Raw genomic sequence first — 25,551 nt, 5'->3', positions numbered from 1 at the left:
GCAGAGTCCGTCCAAGCTTCGGCTGACGACACCTCCGGCGGGGGCCGGGGACCCGGGCGTACCACCTCTCGTCACGAGAGGTCGGCGGTCGGGAGCGGCGCTGTGGAAGACCCCCGAAATAACAACTGGAGCCATTGAATGGCACGCGTTTCAGGTGTTGACATCCCGCGCGAAAAGCGCGTGGAGGTTGCCCTCACCTACGTCTTCGGTATCGGGCGCACCCGGTCCAAGGAGATCCTCGCCACCACCGGCGTGAACCCGAACACCCGCGTTCGTGACCTGGCCGAAGAGGACCTGGTCAAGATCCGCGAGTACGTGGACGCCAACCTCCGCACCGAGGGTGACCTTCGCCGCGAGATCCAGGGCGACATCCGCCGCAAGATCGAGATCGGCTGCTACCAGGGCATCCGCCACCGTCGTGGTCTGCCGGTCCACGGCCAGCGCACCAGCACGAACGCTCGTACCCGCAAGGGCCCGCGTCGCGCGATCGCCGGTAAGAAGAAGCCGGGCAAGAAGTAGTCCTCAGCGGACGCACTGCGGTCGTCCGGGTCACCGGTCACCCGCAGCAACCAGCGGTCTTCGCTGTAGGACCGATCACCTCCCCTCTCCATCTGGAGTCAAGACATGCCCCCCAAGGGTCGTCAGGGCGCAGCCAAGAAGGTGCGTCGCAAGGAAAAGAAGAACGTCGCTCACGGCCACGCGCACATCAAGAGCACGTTCAACAACACGATCGTCTCGATCACGGACCCCTCGGGCAACGTGATCTCCTGGGCCTCCGCCGGCCACGTCGGCTTCAAGGGCTCGCGCAAGTCCACCCCCTTCGCCGCGCAGATGGCCGCCGAGTCGGCCGCCCGTCGCGCGCAGGAGCACGGCATGCGCAAGGTTGACGTCTTCGTCAAGGGTCCGGGCTCCGGCCGCGAGACCGCGATCCGTTCGCTCCAGGCCACCGGCCTGGAGGTCGGTTCGATCCAGGACGTCACCCCCACTCCGCACAACGGATGCCGGCCGCCCAAGCGTCGCCGCGTCTGATTCCGTCTGAAGCAACGGAGACAACTGGAAAATGGCGCGATACACCGGGGCCGACTGCAAGCGTTGCCGTCGGGAGAAGCAGAAGCTGTTCCTCAAGGGCAGCAAGTGCGAGAGCGCGAAGTGCCCGATCGAGATCCGTCCTTACCCCCCGGGTGAGCACGGACGCGGGCGCACCAAGGACAGCGAGTACCTTCTTCAGCTTCGTGAGAAGCAGAAGTGCTCGCGGATCTACGGTGTTCTTGAACGACAGTTCGTGAACTACTACAAGGAAGCGAACCAGAAGACCGGCAAGACCGGTGAGAACCTTCTGCGCATCCTTGAGACCCGCCTCGACAACGTGGTCTACCGGGCAGGCTTCGCCAAGTCCCGCGACCACGCCCGTCAGCTGGTGCGTCACGGACACATCGCCGTGAACGGCACGAAGACCGACATTCCGTCGGCCCGCGTCGCCGTGAACGACGTCATCGAGGTTCGTCAGAAGTCCAAGGCCCTGACCCCCTTCCAGGTGGCCCAGGCCGAGGCCGGCGAGCGCACCGTACCGGCGTGGCTCGAAGCCGTGCCGTCGACGATGCGGATCCTCGTGCACTCCCTGCCCGAGCGCCAGGTGATCGACACCCAGGTGCAGGAGCAGCTGATCGTCGAGCTCTACTCCAAGTAGTAGTTCGTGGGTCCGGGCGGTACGGCTCTTTCGGGTCGTGCCGCCCGTACCCTTGTCAGTATCTGGGGGCGTCAAATAGTGGGCGCCCACGACTGAAGGAACGCAACATGCTTATCGCTCAGCGTCCGTCGCTGACCGAAGAGGTCGTTGACGAGTTCCGCTCCCGGTTCGTCATCGAGCCGCTGGAGCCGGGCTTCGGCTACACCCTCGGCAACTCTCTTCGCCGTACGCTCCTCTCCTCGATCCCCGGCGCTGCTGTCACCAGCATCCGGATCGACGGTGTCCTGCACGAGTTCACCACCGTGCCGGGCGTCAAGGAGGACGTCACCGACCTCATCCTCAACATCAAGCAGCTGGTCGTCTCCTCGGAGCACGACGAGCCGGTCGTGATGTACCTGCGCAAGCAGGGTCCCGGCCTGGTCACCGCTGCTGACATCGCCCCGCCGGCCGGTGTCGAGGTCCACAACCCGGACCTGGTCCTCGCCACGCTCAACGGCAAGGGCAAGCTGGAGATGGAGCTGACCGTCGAGCGCGGTCGCGGCTACGTCTCCGCCGTCCAGAACAAGCAGGCGGGCCAGGAGATCGGCCGTATCCCGGTCGACTCCATCTACTCGCCGGTGCTCAAGGTCACGTACAAGGTCGAGGCGACCCGTGTCGAGCAGCGCACCGACTTCGACAAGCTGATCGTCGACGTCGAGACCAAGCAGGCCATGCGTCCCCGTGACGCCATGGCTTCGGCCGGTAAGACCCTGGTCGAGCTGTTCGGCCTGGCGCGCGAGCTCAACATCGACGCCGAGGGCATCGACATGGGCCCGTCCCCGACGGACGCCGCTCTCGCTGCCGATCTGGCGCTGCCGATCGAGGAGCTGGAGCTCACGGTCCGCTCGTACAACTGCCTCAAGCGTGAGGGCATCCACTCCGTGGGTGAGCTCGTGGCTCGTTCCGAGGCCGACCTGCTCGACATCCGCAACTTCGGTGCGAAGTCGATCGACGAGGTCAAGGCGAAGCTGGCCGGTATGGGTCTGGCGCTCAAGGACAGCCCGCCCGGATTCGACCCGACGGCCGCGGCCGACGCGTTCGGCGCGGATGACGACGCGGACGCCGGTTTCGTGGAGACCGAGCAGTACTGATTCGCCTCCGGCCGGGGTGCCCGGGTTCTGCGGGTGCCCCGACCGGGGTGAGGCTTTGTCCTCAATCGCCGGACGGGCTTGATTCTGGCCGATGACTGGCTTCATCTGCCGGATTGATTTTCCGATCGGCTCTTGATCTTCCGTGTGGCGTCCGCTGCACGGGAACTGACACCGGTACCTGATACGGCCGGTGCAGCACACAAGGAGAAAAACCATGCCGAAGCCCGCCAAGGGTGCCCGTCTGGGCGGCAGCGCTGCGCACGAGAAGCTTCTTCTCATCAACCTCGCGAAGGCGCTGTTCGAGCACGGCCGCATCACCACGACCGAGGCCAAGGCCCGCCGCCTGCGTCCGGTCGCCGAGCGTTTCATCACCAAGGCGAAGAAGGGCGACATCCACAACCGTCGCCTGGTGCTGCAGTCGATCACGGACAAGAGCATCGTGCACACGCTCTTCACCGAGATCGCCCCGCGGTACGAGAACCGCCCCGGTGGTTACACCCGCATCACCAAGATCGGCAACCGTCGTGGCGACAACGCCCCGATGGCCGTCATCGAGCTGGTCGAGGCGCTGACCGTGGCCCAGCAGGCCACCGGTGAGGCCGAGGCAGCGACCAAGCGTGCGGTCAAGGAAGACGCCCTCAAGAAGGACGAGGCCCCGGCCGAGTCCGCCGAGGTCGTCGAGGACGCCAAGCCGGCCGAGGCCGACGCGGAGTCCAAGGACGCCTGAGCGTTCTGAGACCACTGGACGGGCCCGCATCACCCTTCGGGGCGGTGCGGGCCCGTTCCGTATGTACTGGCAGAAAAGGATCCTTCGGTGAGTGACGAGGTAGAGCCCGGCTTCGTACGGGTGCGGCTGGACCTGGCGTACGACGGCAAGGACTTCTCCGGCTGGGCCAAGCAGACCGGCAGGCGGACCGTCCAGGGGGAGATCGAGGATGCGCTGCGGACCGTGACGCGGTCCTCACGGACGTACGACCTGACCGTCGCCGGGCGCACCGATGCCGGGGTGCATGCCCGGGGCCAGGTCGCCCATGTCGATCTGCCGGACGAGGTGTGGGCCGAACACGCGGACAAGCTGCTGCGGCGGATGGCCGGGCGGATGGCGCCCGATGTGCGGATCTGGCGGATTGCCGAGGCTCCGGCCGGGTTCAATGCCCGGTTCTCGGCGCTGTGGCGTCGTTACGCGTACCGTGTCGCCGATCGTCCCGGTGGGGTGGATCCGCTGTTGCGCGGTCATGTGCTGTGGCACGACCGGCCGTTGGACGCCGACGCCATGAACGAGGCGGCGGCCCGGATGGTCGGGGAGCACGACTTCGCGGCGTACTGCAAGAAGCGCGAGGGTGCGACGACCATCCGTACGCTGCAGAAGCTGAGTTGGGTACGGGACGAGTCGTCCGGGATCCTGACGGCGACCGTGCAGGCCGATGCGTTCTGCCACAACATGGTGCGGGCGCTGATCGGGGCGGCGCTGTTCGTCGGGGACGGGCGCCGGCCGGCCGAGTGGCCCGCACAGGTGCTGACGGCGCGGCTGCGGGATCCCGGCGTGCACGTGGTCCGCCCCCATGGGCTGACACTGGAGGAAGTGGCGTACCCGGCCGACGAGTTGCTGGCCGCCCGCTCCAAGGAGGCGCGCAATGTGCGCACGCTCCCCGGAAGCGGCTGCTGCTGAGAGCCGCGGGGCGGGCGGGGCCGGGCCGTCGGCTCGCGCAGCTCACGGCGTGGAACGCGTCCAGCGCTTCGCCCTCCGTGGCCGAGGCCAGGGCGGTACGGAGTGCGGCGTCCGGGGCGTCGACGACCACGGCCTCGTCCGGCGGCAGATCGGCGCCGATGGCCGCGCTGTGGCGCAGCACGCGGGGCAGGGCGAGGAGGAACGGAAGGCGCACGAGATCCCCGGGCAGTGTCAGGCGGCGGGTGCGGTGGCCGCCGCCGATGCCTGGAGCTCGCCGCGGTGGCGGATCTGACGGAACGTGAAGTTCGTCAGGTCGTCACCGGTGGCGAAGGCGTTCTTGTCGGCCGTCGTGACGTTCTTGCCGCTGGTGAACCCGCTGATGGCGAAGTAGGCGTAGCGGCCGTAGGAGTTGGCGGTCCGGCGGCAGACCGATCCGGTGGGGCAGAAGGCCGGCACACCCGCGCCGCTCAGTGTGGCGATGCTGCCGCTCGACTGTTGGGCCGCCTTCTTCGCCTGGGCTTCCGTCTCGAAGACCGCGAGGCCGACGGTGACGGCGACCCCGTCCTTGCTGTACGTGGCCCGGATGACCTGGTCGCAGCCGTTGTTGACGAGGATCGAGCCGAGCGCGCCCTTGGTGGTGGCGGCGCAGTTCTTCGTCTGCTGCGTCGCGCCCTTGGCGTAGACGCGGTCGCCCATCGTCAGCTTCTTGCCGGGGAAGAACGCGTCGACGGTGATCGGCGCCTTGTCCTTCTTGACATCGGATATGTAGTCCTTCGGGTCCGGCGGGGGCGGTGGTGCCACCGAGGAGAAGGACGGCTCGGGCTCGGCGGTGTTGTTCGGCAGGTCGGTCGGTGCCGGAAGCTCGCTCGCGTTCTTGCCGGAGCTGGTGGAGCTGTTGCTGTTGTTGGTCGAGATGACCGCCGTCGCCACGATGGCGCCGACCGCCGCGGTGGCGAGCACGCCGCCGCCGATCAGCAGCCACTTCTTGCGGCGGCTGCGCGCGGCGGACTCGTCGGCCAGCGCTGCCCAGTCCGGAGTCTGTGTGCCCCCGGGCCCCCAGGAGGGCTCCCCTTGCCCAAAGCTCATGCGGCGAATCCTAGACGGAACATAAACCGGTTGGGCCAGGGCTTCGCGGCCCGTGACAATGCTGTGCATGGGACATCTTGAAGCAGGCCATCTGGAGTACTACCTACCGGACGGGCGGGTGCTGCTCGGCGATGCTTCGTTCCGGGTCGCGGACGGGGCCGTGGTCGCCCTCGTGGGGGCGAACGGCGCCGGAAAGACCACGTTGCTGAGGCTGCTCGCCGGGGAGCTCCAGCCGCACGGCGGGTCCGTGTCGGTGAGCGGCGGGCTCGGGGTGATGCAGCAGTTCGTGGGCTCCGTGCGGGACGACCGTACGGTCCGGGATCTGCTGGTCGCCGTCGCCCAGCCCCGTATCCGGGAAGCGGCTCTGGCGGTCGACAAGGCCGAGGAGCTGATCCTCACCGTCGACGACGAGGCCGCGCAGATGAAGTACGCGCAGGCCCTGAGCGACTGGGCGGAGGCCCGCGGGTACGAGGCCGAGACGGTGTGGGACATGTGCACCATGGCCGCGCTCGGTGTCCCGTACGAGAAGGCGCAGTGGCGCGAGGTGCGCACGCTGTCAGGGGGTGAGCAGAAGCGGCTGGTGCTGGAGGCGCTGCTGCGCGGGCCGGACGAGGTGCTGCTGCTCGACGAGCCGGACAACTACCTCGACGTCCCCGGGAAGCGGTGGCTGGAGGAGAAGCTGAAGGAGACCCGCAAGACGGTCCTCTTCGTCTCCCACGACCGGGAGCTGCTGTCCAGGGCCGCAGAGAAGATCGTCAGCGTCGAGCCGAGCCCGGCGGGCAGCGACGTGTGGGTGCACGGCGCCGGTTTCGATACGTACCACCAGGCCCGCAAGGAACGGTTCGCGCGGTTCGAGGAGCTGCTGCGTCGCTGGGAGGAGGAGCACGCCCGGCTGAAGGCGCTGGTCCACCGGCTGCGGCAGCAGGCGGCGATCAGCCCCGACATGGCGTCCCGCTACCGGGCGATGCAGACCCGCTTCAAGAAGTTCGAGGACGCGGGACCCCCGCCGGAGCCGCCGCGCGAGCAGGACATCAAGATGCGGCTGCGCGGTGGCCGGACCGGGGTGCGGGCGGTGACCTGCAAGAACCTTGAGCTGACCGGGCTGATGAAACCGTTCGACCTGGAGATCTTCTACGGGGAGCGGGTCGCCGTCCTCGGCTCGAACGGCTCCGGGAAGTCGCACTTCCTGCGGCTGCTCGCGGGCGAGCCGGTGGCGCACACGGGGGAGTGGAAGCTCGGGGCACGCGTCGTACCGGGTCACTTCGCTCAGACGCACGCCCATCCGGAGCTGCTGGGCCACACGCTCGTCGAGATCCTGTGGACCGAGCACGCCAAGGACCGCGGCGGGGCGATGTCCGTGCTGCGGCGGTACGAGCTGGAGCGGCAGGGGGACCAGCCGTTCGAGAAGCTGTCGGGCGGGCAGCAGGCGCGGTTCCAGATCCTGCTCCTGGAGCTGGCCGGCACGACGGCACTGCTGCTGGACGAGCCGACGGACAACCTGGACCTGGAGTCGGCGGAGGCGCTGCAGGACGGTCTTGAGGCGTATGACGGGACCGTGATGGCCGTCACGCACGACCGGTGGTTCGCGAAGTCGTTCGACCGCTATCTGGTGTTCGGGTCCGACGGGGTGGTGCGGGAGACCGTGGAGCCGGTCTGGGACGAGCGCAGGGTCGAGCGGGAGCGGTAGGGCCGGCGCGTTTTGACCTGTCCCGGGCGGGGCGGGTACTGTCGGGGGTTGTTATACGTATCGGCTTCGTCGTTCTCACGCGAAGAGCCCTTACGTAGGTTCTCTGGAGCAGTTACCAGTGGCTCGCATACGGGCAGCGTTCCCGGCATTGTGGGCCCCAGCTGCATGATCGCTTCAGGGGTGCCATGTGTCTGGACCTCATCCACTGAAGAAGCGAAGGCTACGAAGTGCGTACGTACAGCCCCAAGCCCGGCGATGTGACGCGCCAGTGGCACATCATTGACGCGCAGGACATCGTCCTGGGCCGTCTGGCCACCACGGCTGCGAACCTCCTCCGCGGCAAGCACAAGGCGATTTACGCCCCCCACATGGACATGGGCGACTTCGTCATCATCATCAACGCCGAGAAGGTTCACCTCTCCGGCAACAAGAAGACCCAGAAGATGGCGTACCGTCACTCCGGGTTCCCGGGTGGTCTCCGCTCCGTCCGTTACGACGAGCTGCTCGCCAAGAGCCCCGAGAAGGCTGTCGAGAAGGCCATCAAGGGCATGATCCCCAAGAACAGCCTGGGCCGTCAGATGCTCTCGAAGCTCAAGGTCTACGCGGGCGACCAGCACCCGCACGCTGCTCAGCAGCCGGTCCCGTTCGAGATCACCCAGGTCGCGCAGTAGTTCCGGCCTCCCCCTAAGACCAAAAGAAAGATCTGAGGAGAATCGTGGCCGAGACCACTGTTGAGAACCCCGTCGAGGGCACCGAGGGCGAAGAGGTTTTCGCCGAGGTGACCACCTTCGAGTCCGAGGTTCCCGTCGAGGGCGAGTACACCAGCGAGTCGCTGGCTTCCCGCTTCGGCGACCCGCAGCCCGCCGCCGGCCTTGGCCGTCGGAAGAACGCCATCGCCCGCGTCCGGATCGTTCCGGGCACCGGCAAGTGGAAGATCAACGGTCGCACCCTTGAGGACTACTTCCCCAACAAGGTGCACCAGCAGGAAGTCAACGAGCCCTTCAAGGTGCTCGAGCTCGACAACCGCTACGACGTCATCGCCCGTATCTCGGGTGGCGGCGTCTCGGGTCAGGCCGGCGCCCTGCGCCTCGGTGTGGCCCGTGCGCTGAACGAGGCGGACGTGGACAACAACCGCGCCCCGCTGAAGAAGGCCGGCTTCCTCTCCCGCGACGACCGTGCGGTCGAGCGCAAGAAGGCCGGTCTCAAGAAGGCCCGTAAGGCCCCGCAGTACAGCAAGCGCTAAACCGCCTGCTCATCCGCTTTACACGTTCGCCCCGGCGGCACACCTTGTGCTTGCCGGGGCGTTCGTCTATCGGCACCCTCGGGCGTATAACGGCATAAGACGTTCATGCGCTTGCATGCGCAGCGTCGTGTTGCGTTGCCCGACGACGGACGCGCCGCGTTGTGCGCATCGTGTTGCTGTGTTGCGTCGGTTTGGTTTGGTTTGCGGTTTCGGAGCATCTTCGGAGGACACCAGTGGGACGACTCTTCGGCACGGACGGTGTGCGCGGTGTCGCCAATGCGGATCTGACGGCTGAGCTGGCGCTCGGTCTCTCGGTCGCTGCGGCGCATGTGCTTGCCGAGGCAGGCACCTTTGAGGGGCATCGGCCGACAGCCGTGGTGGGACGCGACCCACGCGCGTCCGGAGAGTTCCTGGAGGCGGCTGTCGTGGCAGGCCTCGCCAGTGCGGGCGTGGACGTCCTGCGGGTCGGTGTGCTGCCCACCCCTGCGGTGGCGTACCTCACCGGCGCGCTGGGCGCCGACCTCGGTGTGATGCTCTCCGCCAGCCACAACGCCATGCCGGACAACGGTGTCAAGTTCTTCGCCCGTGGCGGTCACAAGCTCGCCGACGAGCTGGAGGACCGGATCGAGACGGTCTACGAGCAGCACCGCACCGGTGAGCCCTGGGCGCGTCCGACGGGCGCCGGGGTGGGCCGGGTCACCGACTACGCCGAGGGCTTCGACCGGTACGTCGCCCATCTCATCGCCGTCCTCCCGAACCGGCTCGACGGGCTGAAGGTCGTCCTCGACGAGGCACACGGCGCGGCCTCCCGGGTCTCGCCCGAGGCTTTCGCGCGGGCGGGCGCCGAGGTGATCACGATCGGTGCCGAACCGGACGGTCTGAACATCAACGACGGCTGCGGCTCCACCCACCTGGATCTGCTGAAGGCCGCAGTCGTCGAACACGGCGCCGACCTCGGCATCGCGCACGACGGCGACGCCGACCGCTGCCTCGCCGTGGACGCCACGGGCACGGAGGTCGACGGCGACCAGATCCTGGCCGTGCTCGCCCTCGCCATGCGCGAGGCCGGGCAGCTGCGCAAGGACACCGTGGTCGGCACGGTCATGTCCAACCTCGGCTTCAAGATCGCGATGGAGCGGGAGGGCATCCAGCTCGTCCAGACCGCCGTCGGCGACCGTTACGTACTGGAGTCGATGAAGGCCGAGGGCTTCGCGCTGGGCGGCGAGCAGTCCGGCCATGTCATCGTCCTGGACCACGCCACGACCGGCGACGGCACGCTGACCGGCCTGATGCTGGCGGCCCGGGTCGCGGCCACCGGCCGTACGCTCGCCGAGCTGGCCGGGGTCATGCAGCGGCTGCCCCAGCTGCTGATCAACGTCCCCGACGTCGACAAGTCCCGGGTCGGGACCTCCCCGGAGCTGGCTGCGGCGGTCGCCGAGGCCGAGCGCGACCTGGGCTCCGCCGGGCGCGTACTGCTGCGCCAGTCGGGCACGGAGCCGCTGGTACGGGTCATGGTCGAGGCGGCCGACATCGACCAGGCACAGGCGGTCGCCGAGCGGCTGGCCGATGTGGTGAAGTCCGCACTCGGTTAGGACCCGTCCCGCGAAGATCCGCCGGACAGGTCCCAGTACTGCAACGGTGCCTGAGCTTAGAAGCTCTCGCGACGAGATGTACACCTGGCGACTTGTCTCCGGGACGAGTAGCGGCCCGAGGGCTCCTACGGGTCCGGGGCCGCTACTCGTATCGCTCAGTCCAGACCGTAGGCGCGGACCATCGTCTGGGTGACGGTGGCGCCGTCAGCGGTCGTGAGCTCGACCTTCAGATGGACATAGCCGCTGCTTGCTGGCACCCCAGGCACGGTGGCCATCTTCTGCGTGCCGGTGCCGGTGACCGGCAGCTCGGTCCAGTCGCTGGCGGGGATTCCCGCGACCGAGCTCTGCGATCCGGCTGCGAACATGACCTTCGTCTGGGTGATCGGGACGGGCTTTCCGCTGGATGCGTCGGTGACGGCCGAGAGCCGCAGCGGTACGGCGGTGCCGCCGGAGACGGTGTTGGTCAGCTGGAGCGGCAGATCGAGAACGGGCACCGGGGCGTCCTGCGCCCCCTGTCGCGCAGCGCTGGTGCGGAACGTCCATGCCGTCTCCTGGGCGATCCCGATCGACCAACGGATGGTGCCGTGGCCGACCGGCCGCTGCCAGGTCGCCCGGGCCGTAATGGTGGCCTCGTCGTCGGGCAGGAAGATCACCCCACTCTCGTACTTGGCCGGCTGCCCGTCGACGTTGACGTTCATGAGGCGGCTGTCCGGGGAGGCGCCGAGGGCGTCGTGCCCGCCGGCGTCGGCGAACCACGGGACGCTCACAAGCAGTCGGTTGGTGTCGCGTCGGAACAGTGGGGTGCCGCCGGTCGACAGGGACATCCCGGTGGGCACCTTGTACCAGCTCGTCGTCTCCTGGCCAGCGGTCCGGGTCCGCGGGCCGTCGAAAGCCCCACCGGCGTTGACGGCTGCGGGCGCCACGATGCTGGTCCAGGCGACGTCGGGATCCGCGGTGAAGTAGTCGGTTCGCTCGGTGGGCGCGAGGACCCCGACGCTGCTGCCGGCTGCGTACAGCGAGCTTGACATTCCGTGGATTTTGAACCGCATGTCGGTCCAGAGTGTGCGGCTGTCGCCCTGGGTGTAGTAGCCGGCCCGCTGGGCGGACAGGTCACTGTCGTTCACCTGCTGGACTCCCGCAGCCACCGTGCCGCTCGTGAGCCACGCGAGGTTGTAGACGTATGGGCTCGTCTCCGGCTGCTCTCCGGACCAGCGCAGTACCACCGGGTCGGCGGCCACCGCGGCTGCCAACCGTGCGCCCTCGTCGGAGCGGACGCTGATGACGGGGATCGGTGCCCCGGTGCCTCCCATCGGAGTCACCTTGCCGACGATGCTCGGGTAGTGGACGATCACCGCGACCGCGCCCACCCGGGCGGCGTCCTGGGCAATCCTGTTGACCGGCCAGGACCCCTGAGCCGCGACGAGTGCGACCTTCCCGGTCAGGTCCTGGTCGAGGACCGTGGCCCAGTCGACCGCGACGAGTGGCGCCTCGCCCTGACCGTGCAGCGGCGGAGTCTGCGCCACTGACCAGTAGTCGAACGGTCCGGCCTGGGTGGAGATCGTCGCCCGGGGTGCGTACGCGCGGGTCGTCAGACCGGACGTGAACCGGTCGTCATGCGGCCCCTCCGAGTCGGTGTAGACGGCGTCAACGTACGACGGAGCGGTGGCGAAGCTCGACTGCATGATGCCGTTGCCGGTCAGGTCGTAGGTGTAGCCGACTGTGTACCCGAACGATTGGCTGGGCCGGTCCGTCCGCCACCTCGGCCGGCGCGCGTCGCGCGCGTCGAGGGTGATCGTCGTGTCGCCGTCGATCTTGAGGTTGTGCCGGGCGAGGAACGCCAGCGACGTCACACCGCTGGCATTGGTGGGCTCGTCACGTGTCATGACATCCGATGCGATCGTGTACGTGCCGAGCGGCAACCGCGTGGTGACGGTGCCCTTGGTGCCGAACCCGAGGTGCTTCGCCTGGCCGCGGACCGGGTCGATGAGGTCCCACGTGGACGGTGAGGCCGCTGGGTTGCCGAACCTGTCGATGCCGACGACGGTCACGTCCGCGGACGGCTCCTCGAGGTGAAGAGTGAACGGCACCTCGACCTGGACACCCTCTGCGGTGCCGACCAGTCGGCCGGTGACCGTGCCGTAGGCGACATCCTTGACCGGCAGCCGGGGGTCGATCCGCAGCTTGACGGAAGCGTCCTGGCCGCCGCCCACCGTCAGCCGGCTCTCGACCGGCAGGACCATCGCGTTGGGCATGGGGGTCGCGCCGTCCCCACCGACGAGCTCCTCAACCCGAAGCTTCAGCGTGACGGGCGTGCTGCCGAGGTTGGTGAAGGTGGCCGATGCCTCCGTGACGGGGAGCGACTTCTGCGGGTAGGAGAACTCGCCGAGTTGCAGGTTGGGCTGCGCGACCACCTGCTGGGTGACGGCGCGACCCACGTCCATCGGGCCGGCTCCCTGCTCCAGCACGTCCGCGCCGGTGTCGTCGGCCGAAGAGGTGAGCACCTCCTTGACCTCCGCCGGGGTGAGGTCGGGCCGGGCGTCGAGCACGAGCGCCGCGCCGCCCGCGACGTGCGGGGTCGCCATCGAGGTGCCCGAGTAGGAGACGTATGCCAGGTCGCCCCGGCCGCCGGCGCGGGCGGCGACCACGTCGACGCCCTGCGACGCGATGTCCGGCTTGGCGGCGGTGCCGCCGAAAACCGGGCCGCGCGAGGTGAAGGACGCCGTGTCGTTGTGCCGGTCCACGGCGCCGACGGTGAGCGCGGCGGGTGCACACCCTGGCGTCGACACCGAGCCGGGCAGGCCGGAGTTGCCGGCCGCGATCACGAAGAGTGCCTGGTCGCTGAGCGCTTGGACGGCATCGACGCTGGGGCCCTCGCACGTGGCGCCGACGGCGCCGAGTGACATTGACACCACCTTCGCGCCGTTGTCGACGGCCCACTGCATCCCCTGGATGATCCCGGAGGTGTACCCCGCGCCCGTGTCGTCGAGCACCTTGCCGATGAGCAGGTCAGTGCCTGGCGCCATCCCTGCGTACGTGCCCTGCGATGCGGCACCCGTCCCGGCGAGTGTCGAGGCCGTGTGAGTCCCGTGGCCGTGGCGGTCCATGACGCCCTGCCCAGCGATGAAGCTGCGCTCGGCGACCACGCGGCCGGCGAAGTCCGGGTGACCGGTGTCGTAGCCCGTGTCGAGGACAGCAACTCTCACGCCGGAGCCGTCGTAGCCGAGCTGGTGGGCGACGTCGGCGCCGGTGAGCGGCACCGTCGGGCTGAGGGTGTCGCCACCCTTGTCGGAGGAGTGCACGACGTCGTCCAGCCAGATCCGGGCAGCCGGGAGGCGCTGGATCGACGGCGTCGAGGTGGTGCCGTTCGGCGCAGCCAGCGGCGTGCCCGCCGGGGCTATGGAGCGCCAGACACCGGCGGCGTGGCCCTTGCGGACCCGAACGGCCGCGCCCTGGATGACGGAAAGCTGCGAGGTGACGTCGGCTCCGGCCGGTGCGTCCTTCGCAAGCTCCTCAGCCTGTTGCGGGGTCGGGTAGGTGACGATCACGGGCAGGGTTTCGCTGCTGTCGTCCCCGTACCCGTCGGCGAGCAGCTTGGTGATGTTGAACAGGTCGCGGTCCACCGTGCCGACGTCGATCTGGGCCTCGATCCCGGCCGGGAAGACGTAGGTGCCTCCGGCGTCGGTGAACGTCGTGAACAGGGCGTCCTGTCCTGAGGTGTCCCGCAGGCGTGCGTCGGCCAGGCGGCCGTTGGCAGTGACGTGCGCCGTGACCGCGTCGCCAGTGACGAGCGTGATGGTCCGCACCTGACCTTCGGGTGTCGTGGCGACGGCAGGGGGCGTGGGCTGGTCGGCGGCTCGAGCAGCCTCGGTCCCGAGCGTCGGGAGGGCGGCGAACAAGACCAGAGCGGCAAGGGTGCTGACCGGGCGGAGGGCGCGGCGGTGATCGGACATGCGTAACTCCTGGGTGAGCAGGGTGGGTCGTGCCGTACTCTCGCCTAGTTGACGTCGCCTGCGATCGACTCGTGCGTGGCGACAAGGCGACTTGGCGGGAACCCGACACCCGGCGCACGCTGGGACGACCGGCAGGAGGAACGCGGGTGCTCGACGACTTGTTGCCACAGGACGAGGCGGTGTACCGCGCCGTGCTTGCGTTCCCCGGCGCCGACGCCGGGCGGCTCGCCGACGAGCTCGGCAGGCCTGTCGCCGTGGTCACCGCGTCGGTTGACCGTCTGGCGGATACCGGCCTGGTCCACTCCGGACCCGACCGGGCGGTGATCGCCTCTCCGCCCGAGCTGGCCCTCGGCCCGCGGCTGGCCCGGTCCCGCGAGCGGCTGCGCCGCTCCGAGGAAATGCTCGCTCAGTTCGCCGAGACCTACCACCGCGAGATGGCGCCCGCCCGAGGCCACGATCTCGTCGAGCTCATCGAGGGCCCCGAGTCGGTTGCCCACCGGCTGCTGCAGCTGGAGTACGGCGCCCAGCGCACCATCCGCGCCTTTCAGTCGGGCGCCAACCAAGCGATCCCGGCCGCCGACACATTCGAGGAGGCAAAGGGCGACGACGTCCCGGACAAGTGCGGCCACGACGAGGACGACGGGCTGGAACGAGTACGCCGCCACGCCGTCACCAACGTCGTCTATCGCCTCGTGGTCGACACGGCGTTCCTACAGGAGCCGGTGGGGACCCGCGCCCTACAGACCAGGCTTGATGAGGGAGCGGAGGTGCGGGTCGCCGACGAGCCGCTGCGCAAGATCGCTATCGCCGACGACGCCACGGCGATGGTGCAGATCAGCGACCACGCGTCGGTGATGCTGCGCCGGCCGCTCGCTGCGCTGGCGGGTGAACTCTTCGAGGCCATCTGGGCCTCGGCACGCCCGTTCGTCGTCAAGGGGACCGGGCTCGACCCACTGGACAGGCAGATCCTGCAGCTCATGCTCGCCGGCCTCACCGATGAGGCGCTCGCCCACCAGCTCGGCACTTCGGCCCGTACGGTCCAGCGCCGCCTCCGCGCCCTCATGCAGACGACCGGCGCCACCACGCGAATGCAGCTCGGTTGGCACGCCTTCCGCCGTGGTTGGGTCTGACCGCAGCTCTCCTGTAAGACCCGGTCTCAGCTTGAGATTTAACCTCGCCGTTCGAGCACGACCCCCACCGTGCCGACTGGGCGTTTTCGCCCGATTCACCCCTGTCGCAGGCGCGTTGATCGCGCCTGAAAGCGCCAGTCGGAGGTGTTCGAATCCGCTGGGCTAAATTTCAAGCTGAGGTGACGAGGCCACAGCCCATGAACTGCGACCTCGTCACCTCAAGCGCCGTTGCAGTACTAGCCGTCCCGCACCCACGGCCGCAGTTTCTCCGGATTGCGGACCGCCCAGATCCGGGTGACGCGGCCGTCGGCGACATCGAACGAGGCTACGGTCATGACGGCGCCGGCACGCTGGGCCACCAGGCCCGGCACACCGTTGACCGACCGCTCCAGGAGTTCGAGCCCCGGAGCCTTGTCGGCGATGGCGACCATGTACTGGGCGATGCGCGCACCGCCTTCGATCGGGCGTAGGACGGTACCGACCATGCCGCCGCCGTCGGCGGTCATCACGGCGGCCGGGTCGAGGAGGTCGACGAGGGCCGCGATGTTCTTGGTCTCCCATGCCTCTTTGACATGCCGCACCGCGTCGGCCTGCCCGGCCGCCGTCACCGGAGCCCGCGCGACGCGCACCCGCCGCCGGGCGGAGGCCGCGAGCTGCTTGCAGGCCGCAGGGGTCCGGCCGAGGATGTCGGCGATCTCGGCGAAGGGGTACCGGAAGACGTCGTGCAGGACGAACGCCACCCGCTCGGCGGGTGTCATCGACTCCAGGACGACGAGGAAGGCCATGGTCACCGATTCGTCCAGGACCATCTGGTCGGCGGGGTCGGTGCCATGGCCGTGGTCCCACTCGGCGTGGTCGGGCAGCGGATCGGGCAACCACGCGCCGACATAGCGTTCACGCCGGGCCCGCGCCGAGCCGAGCACGTCCAGGCAGATGCGGCCGGTCACCGTCGTCAGCCAGGCGCCGGGGGACACGATCTCGTCCTGCCGACTTCGTGGCAGCGCGTACCAGCGCGCGTAGGCCTCCTGTACGGCGTCCTCGGACTCGGCCAGTGAACCGAGCAACCGGTAGGCGACATTGATCAGTTGGCGTCGCTCACCGGCTATCTCATCGGTGCTGGTCCCAGCCGTCCCCATGCTCCCGACCGCCCCCTCGCCTTACCTTTCGCAGGCCCGCGTCGTCGGGCTGGTGAGACCTTATCGATCTACTGCCCCCGCGGGCGGAAAAGGGGACCGTGGCATGGCAACCCAGGCGACGGCACAGCGCCGCTTCTCGTTTCTGCAGATCGCGATCACCCTGCAGACCCTGACCATTTTCCTTCAAGCGGTCTCCGCCGGACTGCTGCTGACCTCGTCCTACGGAGAGACGCTGCACAGTGCCGGAGCTCGCGTGATGTACGGGGCGTCGATGCTGTATGTGCTCGCGGCGGTGCTGGCGTGGAAGCCGGGCGGCGGCTCGCCCCGGCCCGTCTGGCACGCGTCCGGCTTCCTTGTCCTCGCCTCGGTCCAGGTCGTGCTCGGCATCGCGCACATACCGTCGGTCCATCTCCCCCTGGGCGTCCTGATGTTCGGACTGAGCGTGCTGGCGCTGGCGCGGCGCTGAAGTCCGATACGAGGGCATACCGGGATCAGCTGTGGCCTGTCCGGCGGATCAGGCCGCGTCAAGGGGCCTGCTCGCCTGAGCGGCCCCGCCTGGGGCGGGGCCGATGGTTGCTTCGGTGGTGCAGGGTGGTCAGCCTTGGGGCCTGGGCTCTCCTGCATCCGGTTGAGGCGGCGGTGCGTCGTCCGTGAAGACGGGCATGCCGAGATCGACCAGTTGAGGGCGTCCGTCGGCGGGGGTGTTCTTGAGGCTGTTGAGCTTGGCCATCGCAGCGTCGAAGCTCACCTGAAGTCCCTCGACCTCGCCGAGCCGGCCGTTGGCGCGGGCCTCGCGGATGCGTTCTCGGAGGTTCTGGGTGATCTCGATGAGGCGGGGCCTCTGGTGGGGGTCCATCTGGAGGACGGGGCATCGAATGCAGGCTTCTCCGAACCAGCGACAGCCCGGGCGAACGGGCGGGAGGGAAGATCGTGATTCTCTCCGCTCGCCTCAGCGCCAGGAACTACTGTCGCGAGCATGGTTGAACACGATGCCCGCAGTGCCACCCGCGAGGCCTACGACGCTGCTGCCCCCACCTATGCGCAGCTGTTCCGCGACGAGCTGCGGGACAGGCCTTTGGACCGCGCGATCTTGGGTGCCTTCGCCGAGGTCGTAAGTGCGAGTGGGGACGGTCAGGTCGCGGACCTGGGGTGCGGGCCTGGTCATATCACCGCTTATCTGGACGAGTTGGGGCTGGCGGCGTTTGGTGTTGATGCCTCTCCTGCGATGATCGAGTTGGCTCGACAGGCTTATCCGGGCCTGCGGTTCGACGTGGGCTCGATGGCCGCGTTGAACATCGCTGACGGCGTGCTGGGCGGCGTACTCTCACGTTGGTCCATCATCCACACTCCGCCGCAAGAACTCCCCGTCATCTTGGCGGAGTTCCATCGTGTGCTGGCACCTGGCGGCCACCTTCTGGTCGGCTTTTCGGCAAGCGATGATCCGTCTCACCCGACGCAGGTCTTCGATCACGCAGTCGCGCCGGCCTATCGGTGGTGGCCTGATCACCTCGCCGCGATGCTGCGCAAGTCCGGGTTGGCCGAGGTAGCCCGGATGGTTCGTGAGCCTCAGCCCACCGACCGACGGCAGTTCCAGGAGATTCAACTGCTCGCCCGCAAAGCCTAGGCAGGGGCTGTCTGGCCGAACACATGACCGCTTCCAACCTGCCGGACGGGGAGTCGTCGGGCTCCGGGCGTCGACTCGTGATCAGGGCTCACCGCCCGTTCGAGCTCCGATTCGGTCGAACGAGGGGACTCCGAGGGACACCTTCGATGACCTGCGCTCCGGGCGGGCATCGAGGTGGGCGAGCTTCTCTTCTGCCCCAGCGAGGCTGACCCGTAGCCCTTCGACCTCGCCGAGCCGGCCTTCGCGTTCGGCCTCGGCGATGCGGGCGATCAGGTCGCCTCGGCTGGGCCGTTCGTCGGACGGGTCCGGTTGTGTCGGCGGCGCCGCTCGCTATTCGCCGGACGGGCTCGCAACGTAGCCCGTCCGGCGGCGGTGCGCCGCCCACAAAACCTTCTGGACCAGCAGCGTCAGTGTCCCGGCGGCCACGATCCCGCCGAGGTTCGCCAGCAGCTGGGCCGTGGAGCCGGACATCTGGCTGTAGTCGCTGTAACTGAACGCCACCGCCGCATTGGACGCGGCCGGCACGGTGGTCACCGAGATGGCGACCCCGATCAGCGCCCCGGACTTCGCCGAGGTGAGCGAGAGCGTCCCGGCGATCCCGGCCAGGAACGCCACCACGAACGACAGCGGGTCCGGCTTCCAGATGAACGCCGTGTTGGGCCGGTCCGCCTCGATCATCGAGCGGGTGAACAGCCCGAAGGCGTCCATCAGCCAGGCGAACCCGGCCGTCAGTACCATCGCGACGGCGAAGCCGCCGATCAGCGCCACCAGCGACCGCCACACCAGCCGCGGAGCGCGCTGCACCAGGGCCGTGGAGATCCCGGCCAGCGGCCCGAACTCCGGGCCGACCGCCATCGCGCCCACGATCAGGATCGCGTTGTCGAGCATCACACCGCAGGCGGCGAGCATCGTCGCAACGGCGAGGAACGCCACGTACGTGACGCTGAACGTCGACTCCTCGTGGGTCGCCTCCGTCAGCTCCTCCCACAGCACCGCGTCCGCGCCCTCGCCCGGCGCCTCCTCCTCGGCCCTGTCGGCGTGCGCGGAGATCGTCAGGTCCATGTTCTCGACGGTGATCGAACCGGACTTGCCGATACCGAGCCTGCGCAGCGCGGAGATCAGCTCGTCGCCCGCCTCGCGGGCCACATCGCACAGCACCAGGTCACCCGCCGGGTTGCGGGCGACCCCGGACATCACCACGAGATGCGTCGTGCCGACGGTGCTCTCCATCAGGCGCACCACCTCGTCCGTACGGTCGGCGGGGACGATCAGGCGCAGATGCAGCACGCGGCCACTCCCAGGAGTCTCGGGGAATCAGAGTTTGCGCAGGGACAGCCGCTGGACCTTGTGGTCCGGCCCCTTGCGCAGCACCAGAGTGGCACGGCCCCGGGTGGGCGCGACATTCTCCACCAGGTTGGGTTTGTTGATGGTCCGCCACATCGTCGCCGCGTACTCCATGGCCTCCTCCTCGGAGACCTGGGTGTACTTGCGGAAGTACGAGAACGGGTTCTGGAACGCCGTCTCGCGCAGTGTCCGGAACCGGTTGAGATACCAGGTCTCGATGTCCTCGGTCCGCGCGTCCACGTACACACTGAAGTCGAAGTAGTCGGCGAGCCCGACCCTGGTCCGCCCGTCCTTGCCGGGCAGCGCGGGCTGAAGCACGTTGAGCCCCTCGACGATCAGGATGTCGGGGCGGCGTACGGTGAGCCGCTCGCCCGGCACGATGTCGTAGATCAGATGCGAGTAGACGGGCGCCGTCACCTCGTCCTTGCCGGCCTTGATGTCGGCGACGAAACGGGTCAGGGCCCGCCGGTCGTACGACTCGGGGAACCCCTTGCGCGACATCAGCCCGCGCGACTGGAGCTCCTTCATCGGCAGCAGGAACCCGTCCGTGGTGACGAGCTCCACCCGGGGATGCTCGGGCCAGCGGGCCAGCAGCGCCTGGAGGATACGGGCGCTGGTGGACTTGCCGACCGCGACACTGCCCGCGACCCCTATGACGAACGGGGTGCCCCGCTGCGCACCGTGCCCGTTGCCCGCGTCCCCGAGGAAGGTGTTCAGGGCGCCGCGCAGGCCCGAGGTGGCCTGGACATACAGGTTGAGGAGCCGGGAGAGCGGCAGGTAGACGTCCCGTACCTCGTCGAGGTCGATGACGTCCCCGAGCCCGCGCAGCTGCTCCACCTCGTCGGCGGTCAGCGGCAGCGGAGTCTTGTCGCGCAGGGCGCTCCACTCGGCGCGGGACAGGTCGACGTACGGCGTCGACGCGTGCTCGGTGCGTCGGTGGGTGCTCCGTGGCGGCGAAGTGATCACGTGTTCATTGTTGCGGGAGTTTCAACGGAGTGGGGGGTGGGGTCGGTCACGTGGGGGCGGTGCCCGCACCGATGCACAGCCCCAACAGGACGGCGGTCCTGTTCGACATCCGGCGCCCCGGCGGAGGGAGCCCGGGGTCCGGCTGAGAAGGCCGGAGGTCCCAGGCCGGGTGTGGCGGTGCGGCCGGTCTCTCGGCGCTGGACATGCGGGCTCACCTCTGAGCGCTGGGCCGGCCTGCCGACATCCGGCAGCGACATGATGCACCCGCTGGTACCTGCCGCTGTCGGTGGGGCCGGTGTCCGCACCCCTGTGGCGGACACCGGCCCCGGTTCGCGGCTACTGGTGGCGTCTCAGGGCTTCTCGCCCTTGGCGTCGACGACGGCGGCCTCGACCCGGGCTTCGCTGATCATGATCTGCCCGGCCTTGAACTTCTCCGTCGGAAATTTCACCTTGCCCGCGGAGGACGTGTACTCGTAGTCCTCGGTGACCACGAAGCGCATCCCGGCGTACTTGAAGTCGTGCGGGTCGAGGAGGATCTCCCGCTGTTCGTGGCGGCCGTCCTCCTTCCGGGTGATGGCGATGGCCTCGCGTCCGGCGGCGTCCTTCACCAGGTGGTCGGTGACATGGACACCGGGGACGGTGGCCAGGGCCCGGTAGATCCGGGCGAGGGCGGCCGGTGCGATCGGGTACGCCTCGACCATCAGACCCATCGCGCGGAAGCTGTGCTGAGCCTGCCCCTCCGGCGGGTTCTCGGCGGTGTGGCCCGTCGGGTAGAACGAGCGGACCTTCGCCAGCAGCCGCGCCGGGTCGTCGGGCAGCTCATTGGCGGCCCGGTAGACCTGACGGGACGTGCGGTAGTCGTCGTCCTTCCCGTTCTTCGCCGCGGCGGAGTTGTCGTACGGAACCCAGTGGTCGGGGTCGTACGTGAAGCCGCCGACGGCCGAGCTCCTCTGGGCCATCACCGTCTTCGTGTAGATCCACTGGTCGTCGCGCGGCTCCGGGGCCGCCTGCTGCTTCTCCAGCGCGTCGGCGGCCCGGTTCAGCACCTCGGCCGGGCTGCTCAGCCGCAGGGTTCCGGTGGTCGCAGCGGGTCCGGAGCGCTCGGGGGCGGCGGCATCGACGAGCTGGGTACCGAGCACGGCCGCCACGGTGATCGCCGCTGCCGCACCGATCGAGGCGATCCGCCAGTCTGCCTTCAGCCGACGGGCACGGCGGCCCGAGGCGACGGTCTCTGTGAGCCGCAGCCGGCCCGGGGCGAGTGCGGAACGGTCGGGAACGGGCGCGTCCGCGCGCAGCTCCCGCAGCTGGGTCATTTCGTCCATGACGGGGTCAGCTCCATGACGTCGGGCGTGAACGAGGGATCCATGCACAGCGCCTCACGGACCTTGCGGCGGGCGCGATTGAGCCGGGACCGCACCGTGCCGAGCGGGATGCCCAGCGCCTCGGCGACCTCCTGGTACCCGAGGTCGGCCCAGGCGACGAGCAGCAGCACATGGCGGTCGCCGGGCGAGAGCGAGGCGAGCGCCCCGGCCAGCGGCGCCTGTGCGGCGATCCGGTCGTCGGAGCGGTCGCTCCAGGACGCGGCCACCGGGTCCTGACCGGTACGGGCCAGGGCCCGCAGCCCCCTCTCCTCGCTGCGCCGTTGCTTGCCGATGAGATTCGCGGCGATGCCGTACAGCCACGGGCGGGCGTTGCGATGCGCGCGGTCGTAACGGCGCCGGGAGCGGAAGGCGATGAGAAAGGTCTCCGCCGTGATGTCGTCCGCCGCGCCCTCCCCGAGGCGGCGGGCGGCATAGCGGTGGATGTCCGGGGCGTGGCGGTCGTAGAGCCCGGCGAAGATCTCGGGATGCTCCAGCGACTGCGCGACGACCTCGGCATCGTCCTCGGGACTGGCTGGTGGTCCGGTCACATCGGCTCCTGGGGGCTCGGCGGGTGAGCGTGTCACCCCTTGTTGCCCGCAGGGCTCGGAAAGGTTCACAGGATACGGAGAGCCTTGGTGCGACGCCGTCACCCCACCGTCGGCACCGCATTCCCCCGCACCTGCCGGGCTCGCAGGTCCGTGATGACGTCGGCGGTACGCGACCGGTCCCGGACCCGAGCCGATCTCCGGGTTCAGCCGGCCCGCGGCCACCAGCCGGACCAGCGCGGCTACGACTCGGAACCAGACGGCCCCAACGCCCGGCACGGCAGCAGTGTCCCGAGCCTGCTCGCCGCCATCAACGCGCGTCTTGGTCTCAGCTCCTACCGATACCCCTGCCTCACCAGATGCAGAAGACTTATTCCAGAACAAAGCTTCTGTATCTATGCTGCAGGCATGACGACCGAACACCGCATCACGGATCCCGTCGCGTTGAAGGCACTTGCGCATCCCACGCGACGACAGCTTCTCCGACTCCTGTCCCAGCTGGGGCCGTCGACGGCGACCCGGCTGGCACAGCACACCGGCCTGGATCCCGGCCTCGTGAGCTATCACCTGCGCGAGCTTGCGCGGCGGGGTTTCATCGAAGTGGCCGAGGAGCTCGCACGCGACCGTCGAGAGCGCTGGTGGCGAGTCCCCGCGACCTCGACAAGCTGGTCCACTCTGGATTTCCGCGAGCCGGACAGCCGTACGGTCGCCAATACGGTCAAGGCGCACATGGTCGCCGAGGAGTTCGAGCGTCTCAAGCTCTTCGAGAATGAACGTGATTCATGGGGAGAAAGGTGGCAAAAATCAGCAACCAGTAGCGAGTCGCATCTGCACCTGACGCCGGAGGAACTGGGGACCGTGGCCGCCGAACTCTCTAAAGTCCTCGAACACTGGAGAGAAATCAGCCGACAAAGGATGGGTGCCCATCCCCCCGCGGACCAGCGCAGCGGCACAGCCGGATCCGACGGCACAGGCCTGGAGCACGTATTCGTCTTCTTCCACGCTTTTCCGGAGCATCCATGACTGCTGGCTCGGACAACCGCACAGAAAAGATCCAAGACACCGACTCCCACGACAAACCGCCAGGATTACCCGAAGTCGCTGTACGGCCCGCATACCGTGAACCCGCATATCGCCGGTACCTGGTTGGAGAGGTCTTTTCGGTCCTCGGGGACCAGATCTGGTTCGTCGCGTTGGCCTGGAAAGCCACGGAACTCACTTCGCCTGCCACAGCAGGTCTGATCCTCAGCATATCGGCGATACCCAGGCTGATTTTGATGCTGTTCGGTGGAATGCTTGCCGATCGGTACGACGCCCGAAAACTGATGGTGAGCAGCGATCTCCTGCGTGCCGCCGTGATGTTCGCGGCAGCCGGGATCGCCCTGTGGCAGCAGGGGATTTTCCTGCTGGTGCTCGTGAGCCTTGTGTTCGGAATCGTGGACGCGGTCTTTCTGCCTGCCGCAGGGTCCGTGCGCCCACGTCTGCTCCACTCGCAACAGCTCTCGTCCGGGGCCGCGCTCAGGGAGTTGGGCATGCGTGGAGCGGTCACTCTCGGCTCCCCCCTGGGAGGGCTGCTGATGACCATCGGAGGGATACCGGTGGCCTGCGCGGCCAACGGCATTACCTTCCTGATATCGATGGCGGCTGTGCGCACCCTCCGGCCGCGCCCGTTGAAGTCCCCGGAGAGCACGGAAGGGAGCGAGTCCTATTTCGTTTCCCTTCGGAGTGGTCTGCGGTACATGGCCCGCCATCGCGTACTCCGCGGCTTGCTGGTGACGACCTTCCTGGTGAACTTCGCGTTCGTCGGCCCCATGAACATCGGTTTGGCGCTGTTGGCCAAGTCGCAGAACTGGGGCGCCGGAGGTATCGGCAACATGCTTGCCGGCTTCGGGATCGGGGCAGCCGTGGGGGCAGCCGTCATGGTCAGGTCCCGACGGCCGTACCGGGCCGGCTTGCTGATTGCGGCAGCGTGCATGATGGAAGGTGTGGGCTTGTCCGGTCTGGCCCTGGCTTCCGATCTCTGGATCGCCGTAGCTGCCGCCATTTTCATCGGCCTCGCCAGTGCCCCGCTGGGAATAGCGGCTTCTGCGCTGATGCAAGAAGAGACCGCCGATGAATTTCGGGGCCGCGTGAGCAGTGTAAATGCGCTGGCGAGCCTGGGCATTACCCCCCTGGCGATGGCCATAACAGGAGGCGCTGCCGAATGGTTCGGCACGCGTATCACTCTCGCCGCAAGTGCACAATTGGCCTTCGTTGCCGGCATCCTGTGCCTGGCTCTTCCTGATCTGCGTAGGCGTTGAACCGATCCTATCCAACGTCTGGCTCGCGGCCCGCCGCGCACATATCACCGGCATGCCGTTGCGTGCCCTCGCGGTGGACGGCAAATCGCTGCGGGGCGCGGCCCGCGCCCACGGCCGCAAGATTCACCTGCCGTCCGCCGTCGACCATGCCACCAGCGCAGTGCTGGGGCAGGTCGACGTCGAAGACAAGACGAATGAAATCCCGCGCTTTCCAACCCTGTTGGAAGACATCGACCTCAAGGGAACCGTGGTGACCAGCGACGCACTCCACCCAGCGCGACCACGCCACCTACCTCCTGGAGCGCGGCGCCCACTACATCGTGATCGTCAAGGGCAACCAGAAGAAGCTCCGCAAACAGCTGAAGAAGCTCCCCTGGGACAAGGTCCCGCTCCAGGAACGGACCCGCGAGCACGGGCACGGACGCGGCGAAATCCGCCGACTCGGGGCGTCGAGGTTCAGCACCAGCCCGGGCAGAGTGCGTCCCGCGACCCGGGCCGCGGGTATGCCTTCGCCTTGTTCGGCGGCCTGCAACCAGGCGACTTCCCGGGCCTGGGCGCGGGCCGAGCCCGCCTTTTACGTCGGGGCCCGCCGGGTCGCGGTCCACCGGGACGTGACACACCGGGTCGCGACTGTCACGATCCGGTGAGGGCTACCTCCGCCCAGACGGTCTTGCGGGGGAAGGGCCCCACCTGCACGCCCCACCGAATGGCGATCGCCTCGACGAGCAACAGCCCGCGCCCCGCCTCGGAATCGTCGTTCCGCTCCGGGACGCGGGGCAGTACGTCCCCGCGAGCATCGGCGACCTCGATGCGGAGCGTGTCCCCGGTGACGGTCAGCATGATGCGGAAGTCCCGCCCCGGCACGTACCCGTGCAGCGCGGCATTGGACGCCAGCTCGGCGATGACATGCCCGGCGTCCTCCAGCGGCAGCCCCCAGGACCGGAGTTGCTCGGTCGCGAGGAGCCGGGCGAGGCGGGCACCCCGACGGGTGGCGGAGAGCTGCACGGCGAACTGGCCGCTGCGGGCACGCGGTTGGGTGATTTCTCGGTTCACGTCACTCAGCGTGGCCGGAGATGCCTACTCTGAACAGCAATGACGTGC

General features: G+C 68.5%; 25 protein-coding genes. 16 read left to right on the top strand and 9 right to left on the bottom strand.

Annotated features, from left to right (window positions below; translation table 11 throughout):
* Positions 1–138: 138 nt before the first annotated feature.
* The 6 genes from rpsM (at position 139) to truA (ending at position 4,486) form a co-directional block, all read left to right on the top strand.
* Positions 139–519: a 30S ribosomal protein S13 gene (rpsM, locus tag OG953_RS17580; RefSeq protein WP_014047799.1), complete on the top strand. Its 381-nt coding sequence runs from the start codon at positions 139–141 to the stop codon at positions 517–519.
* Between the two features lie 105 nt (positions 520–624).
* Complete coding sequence (gene rpsK / locus OG953_RS17575; protein ID WP_003956432.1) at positions 625–1,029, top strand: 30S ribosomal protein S11; 405 nt, start codon at positions 625–627, stop codon at positions 1,027–1,029.
* A gap of 31 nt (positions 1,030–1,060) precedes the next feature.
* Positions 1,061–1,687: a 30S ribosomal protein S4 gene (gene rpsD, locus OG953_RS17570; RefSeq protein WP_093897256.1), complete on the top strand. Its 627-nt coding sequence runs from the start codon at positions 1,061–1,063 to the stop codon at positions 1,685–1,687.
* Positions 1,688–1,794: 107 nt separating this feature from the next.
* Positions 1,795–2,817: a DNA-directed RNA polymerase subunit alpha gene (locus OG953_RS17565; protein ID WP_024755423.1), complete on the top strand. Its 1,023-nt coding sequence runs from the start codon at positions 1,795–1,797 to the stop codon at positions 2,815–2,817.
* Between the two features lie 214 nt (positions 2,818–3,031).
* Positions 3,032–3,544: a 50S ribosomal protein L17 gene (gene rplQ / locus OG953_RS17560; RefSeq protein WP_405685303.1), complete on the top strand. Its 513-nt coding sequence runs from the start codon at positions 3,032–3,034 to the stop codon at positions 3,542–3,544.
* Positions 3,545–3,631: 87 nt separating this feature from the next.
* Positions 3,632–4,486 (top strand): tRNA pseudouridine(38-40) synthase TruA, encoded by an 855-nt coding sequence (gene truA / locus OG953_RS17555; RefSeq protein WP_405685302.1) that lies wholly within the window; start codon positions 3,632–3,634, stop codon positions 4,484–4,486.
* Between the two features lie 231 nt (positions 4,487–4,717).
* On the opposite strand, the gene OG953_RS17550 is transcribed toward truA, so the two are convergent.
* Positions 4,718–5,572, bottom strand: coding sequence for a hypothetical protein (locus tag OG953_RS17550; RefSeq protein ID WP_405685301.1), 855 nt, complete (start codon positions 5,570–5,572; stop codon positions 4,718–4,720).
* 58 nt (positions 5,573–5,630) lie between these two features.
* On the opposite strand from OG953_RS17550, the gene OG953_RS17545 reads away from it, so the two are divergent.
* From OG953_RS17545 to glmM, 4 genes are all read left to right on the top strand, one after another.
* The gene (locus OG953_RS17545) at positions 5,631–7,259 is read left to right on the top strand and encodes an ABC-F family ATP-binding cassette domain-containing protein (RefSeq protein WP_405691889.1); all 1,629 of its coding nucleotides are present in this window, start codon (positions 5,631–5,633) and stop codon (positions 7,257–7,259) included.
* A 227-nt stretch (positions 7,260–7,486) separates the two neighbouring features.
* Positions 7,487–7,930 (top strand): 50S ribosomal protein L13, encoded by a 444-nt coding sequence (gene rplM / locus OG953_RS17540; RefSeq protein ID WP_072486702.1) that lies wholly within the window; start codon positions 7,487–7,489, stop codon positions 7,928–7,930.
* Positions 7,931–7,974: 44 nt separating this feature from the next.
* Positions 7,975–8,502 carry a 30S ribosomal protein S9 gene (gene rpsI / locus OG953_RS17535; RefSeq protein ID WP_030914197.1) on the top strand — a complete coding sequence of 176 codons (528 nt, stop codon included), beginning with the start codon at positions 7,975–7,977 and terminating at the stop codon, positions 8,500–8,502.
* A gap of 233 nt (positions 8,503–8,735) precedes the next feature.
* On the top strand, positions 8,736–10,094 hold the full coding sequence (glmM, locus tag OG953_RS17530; protein ID WP_405685299.1) for a phosphoglucosamine mutase: 1,359 nt from the start codon (positions 8,736–8,738) through the stop codon (positions 10,092–10,094).
* A gap of 155 nt (positions 10,095–10,249) precedes the next feature.
* Here glmM and OG953_RS17525 read toward each other — a convergent pair whose 3' ends face one another.
* Entirely contained in the window at positions 10,250–14,044 is a 3,795-nt protein-coding gene (locus OG953_RS17525) for a S8 family serine peptidase (RefSeq protein WP_405685297.1), read from the bottom strand.
* A 146-nt stretch (positions 14,045–14,190) separates the two neighbouring features.
* Between OG953_RS17525 and OG953_RS17520 the strand changes: the two genes are divergently transcribed.
* Positions 14,191–15,174 (top strand): LuxR family transcriptional regulator, encoded by a 984-nt coding sequence (locus tag OG953_RS17520; protein ID WP_405685295.1) that lies wholly within the window; start codon positions 14,191–14,193, stop codon positions 15,172–15,174.
* A 236-nt stretch (positions 15,175–15,410) separates the two neighbouring features.
* Here OG953_RS17520 and sigJ read toward each other — a convergent pair whose 3' ends face one another.
* A complete protein-coding gene (gene sigJ / locus OG953_RS17515) occupies positions 15,411–16,310 on the bottom strand; it encodes an RNA polymerase sigma factor SigJ (RefSeq protein ID WP_405685294.1) in 900 nt (299 codons plus the stop codon).
* 103 nt (positions 16,311–16,413) lie between these two features.
* On the opposite strand from sigJ, the gene OG953_RS17510 reads away from it, so the two are divergent.
* Entirely contained in the window at positions 16,414–16,776 is a 363-nt protein-coding gene (locus OG953_RS17510; protein WP_405685293.1) for a hypothetical protein, read from the top strand.
* Positions 16,777–16,905: 129 nt separating this feature from the next.
* On the opposite strand, the gene OG953_RS17505 is transcribed toward OG953_RS17510, so the two are convergent.
* A complete protein-coding gene (locus OG953_RS17505) occupies positions 16,906–17,166 on the bottom strand; it encodes a hypothetical protein (protein WP_405685291.1) in 261 nt (86 codons plus the stop codon).
* 120 nt (positions 17,167–17,286) lie between these two features.
* Between OG953_RS17505 and OG953_RS17500 the strand changes: the two genes are divergently transcribed.
* Positions 17,287–17,934 (top strand): class I SAM-dependent methyltransferase, encoded by a 648-nt coding sequence (locus tag OG953_RS17500; protein ID WP_405685289.1) that lies wholly within the window; start codon positions 17,287–17,289, stop codon positions 17,932–17,934.
* Positions 17,935–18,264: 330 nt separating this feature from the next.
* Here OG953_RS17500 and OG953_RS17495 read toward each other — a convergent pair whose 3' ends face one another.
* From OG953_RS17495 to OG953_RS17480, 4 genes are all read right to left on the bottom strand, one after another.
* Positions 18,265–19,221, bottom strand: coding sequence for a DUF389 domain-containing protein (locus OG953_RS17495; RefSeq protein ID WP_405685287.1), 957 nt, complete (start codon positions 19,219–19,221; stop codon positions 18,265–18,267).
* A 27-nt stretch (positions 19,222–19,248) separates the two neighbouring features.
* Entirely contained in the window at positions 19,249–20,244 is a 996-nt protein-coding gene (gene coaA / locus OG953_RS17490) for a type I pantothenate kinase (RefSeq protein WP_405685285.1), read from the bottom strand.
* A 350-nt stretch (positions 20,245–20,594) separates the two neighbouring features.
* Complete coding sequence (locus tag OG953_RS17485; protein WP_405685284.1) at positions 20,595–21,566, bottom strand: CU044_5270 family protein; 972 nt, start codon at positions 21,564–21,566, stop codon at positions 20,595–20,597.
* Positions 21,554–22,153, bottom strand: coding sequence for an RNA polymerase sigma factor (locus OG953_RS17480; protein WP_405685282.1), 600 nt, complete (start codon positions 22,151–22,153; stop codon positions 21,554–21,556). The genes OG953_RS17485 and OG953_RS17480 overlap by 13 nt, the downstream gene beginning before the upstream one ends.
* Before the next feature lie 405 nt (positions 22,154–22,558).
* On the opposite strand from OG953_RS17480, the gene OG953_RS17475 reads away from it, so the two are divergent.
* The 3 genes from OG953_RS17475 (at position 22,559) to OG953_RS17465 (ending at position 25,097) form a co-directional block, all read left to right on the top strand.
* Positions 22,559–23,173: a helix-turn-helix domain-containing protein gene (locus tag OG953_RS17475; protein WP_405685281.1), complete on the top strand. Its 615-nt coding sequence runs from the start codon at positions 22,559–22,561 to the stop codon at positions 23,171–23,173.
* Positions 23,170–24,450 (top strand): MFS transporter, encoded by a 1,281-nt coding sequence (locus tag OG953_RS17470; RefSeq protein WP_405685279.1) that lies wholly within the window; start codon positions 23,170–23,172, stop codon positions 24,448–24,450. Before OG953_RS17475 ends, OG953_RS17470 begins: the two co-directional genes overlap by 4 nt.
* Positions 24,451–24,770: 320 nt before the next feature.
* Positions 24,771–25,097 (top strand): hypothetical protein, encoded by a 327-nt coding sequence (locus OG953_RS17465; RefSeq protein WP_405685278.1) that lies wholly within the window; start codon positions 24,771–24,773, stop codon positions 25,095–25,097.
* On the opposite strand, the gene OG953_RS17460 is transcribed toward OG953_RS17465, so the two are convergent.
* Positions 25,084–25,503 carry an ATP-binding protein gene (locus OG953_RS17460; RefSeq protein ID WP_405685277.1) on the bottom strand — a complete coding sequence of 140 codons (420 nt, stop codon included), beginning with the start codon at positions 25,501–25,503 and terminating at the stop codon, positions 25,084–25,086. The genes OG953_RS17465 and OG953_RS17460 overlap by 14 nt on opposite strands.
* Positions 25,504–25,551 lie beyond the last annotated feature (48 nt).

The organism is Streptomyces sp. NBC_00057, assembly GCF_045041165.1.
Classification (GTDB): domain Bacteria; phylum Actinomycetota; class Actinomycetes; order Streptomycetales; family Streptomycetaceae; genus Streptomyces.
This window is presented reverse-complemented; position numbering and strand designations above follow the sequence as displayed.

What these genes read in the sequence shown, in the direction of transcription:
- OG953_RS17470 (WP_405685279.1), top strand. Translation starts at nt 23,170, where the DNA reads ATGACTGCTGGCTCGGACAACCGCACAGAAAAGATCCAAGACACCGAC.
- OG953_RS17500 (WP_405685289.1), top strand. Translation starts at nt 17,287, where the DNA reads ATGGTTGAACACGATGCCCGCAGTGCCACCCGCGAGGCCTACGACGCT.
- rpsK (WP_003956432.1), top strand. Translation starts at nt 625, where the DNA reads ATGCCCCCCAAGGGTCGTCAGGGCGCAGCCAAGAAGGTGCGTCGCAAG.
- OG953_RS17505 (WP_405685291.1), bottom strand. Translation starts at nt 17,166, where the DNA reads ATGGACCCCCACCAGAGGCCCCGCCTCATCGAGATCACCCAGAACCTC.
- OG953_RS17565 (WP_024755423.1), top strand. Translation starts at nt 1,795, where the DNA reads ATGCTTATCGCTCAGCGTCCGTCGCTGACCGAAGAGGTCGTTGACGAG.
- OG953_RS17485 (WP_405685284.1), bottom strand. Translation starts at nt 21,566, where the DNA reads ATGGACGAAATGACCCAGCTGCGGGAGCTGCGCGCGGACGCGCCCGTT.
- rpsD (WP_093897256.1), top strand. Translation starts at nt 1,061, where the DNA reads ATGGCGCGATACACCGGGGCCGACTGCAAGCGTTGCCGTCGGGAGAAG.
- rplQ (WP_405685303.1), top strand. Translation starts at nt 3,032, where the DNA reads ATGCCGAAGCCCGCCAAGGGTGCCCGTCTGGGCGGCAGCGCTGCGCAC.
- OG953_RS17525 (WP_405685297.1), bottom strand. Translation starts at nt 14,044, where the DNA reads ATGTCCGATCACCGCCGCGCCCTCCGCCCGGTCAGCACCCTTGCCGCT.
- rpsM (WP_014047799.1), top strand. Translation starts at nt 139, where the DNA reads ATGGCACGCGTTTCAGGTGTTGACATCCCGCGCGAAAAGCGCGTGGAG.
- OG953_RS17510 (WP_405685293.1), top strand. Translation starts at nt 16,414, where the DNA reads ATGGCAACCCAGGCGACGGCACAGCGCCGCTTCTCGTTTCTGCAGATC.
- OG953_RS17550 (WP_405685301.1), bottom strand. Translation starts at nt 5,572, where the DNA reads ATGAGCTTTGGGCAAGGGGAGCCCTCCTGGGGGCCCGGGGGCACACAG.
- OG953_RS17545 (WP_405691889.1), top strand. Translation starts at nt 5,631, where the DNA reads ATGCTGTGCATGGGACATCTTGAAGCAGGCCATCTGGAGTACTACCTA.
- OG953_RS17475 (WP_405685281.1), top strand. Translation starts at nt 22,559, where the DNA reads ATGACGACCGAACACCGCATCACGGATCCCGTCGCGTTGAAGGCACTT.
- sigJ (WP_405685294.1), bottom strand. Translation starts at nt 16,310, where the DNA reads ATGGGGACGGCTGGGACCAGCACCGATGAGATAGCCGGTGAGCGACGC.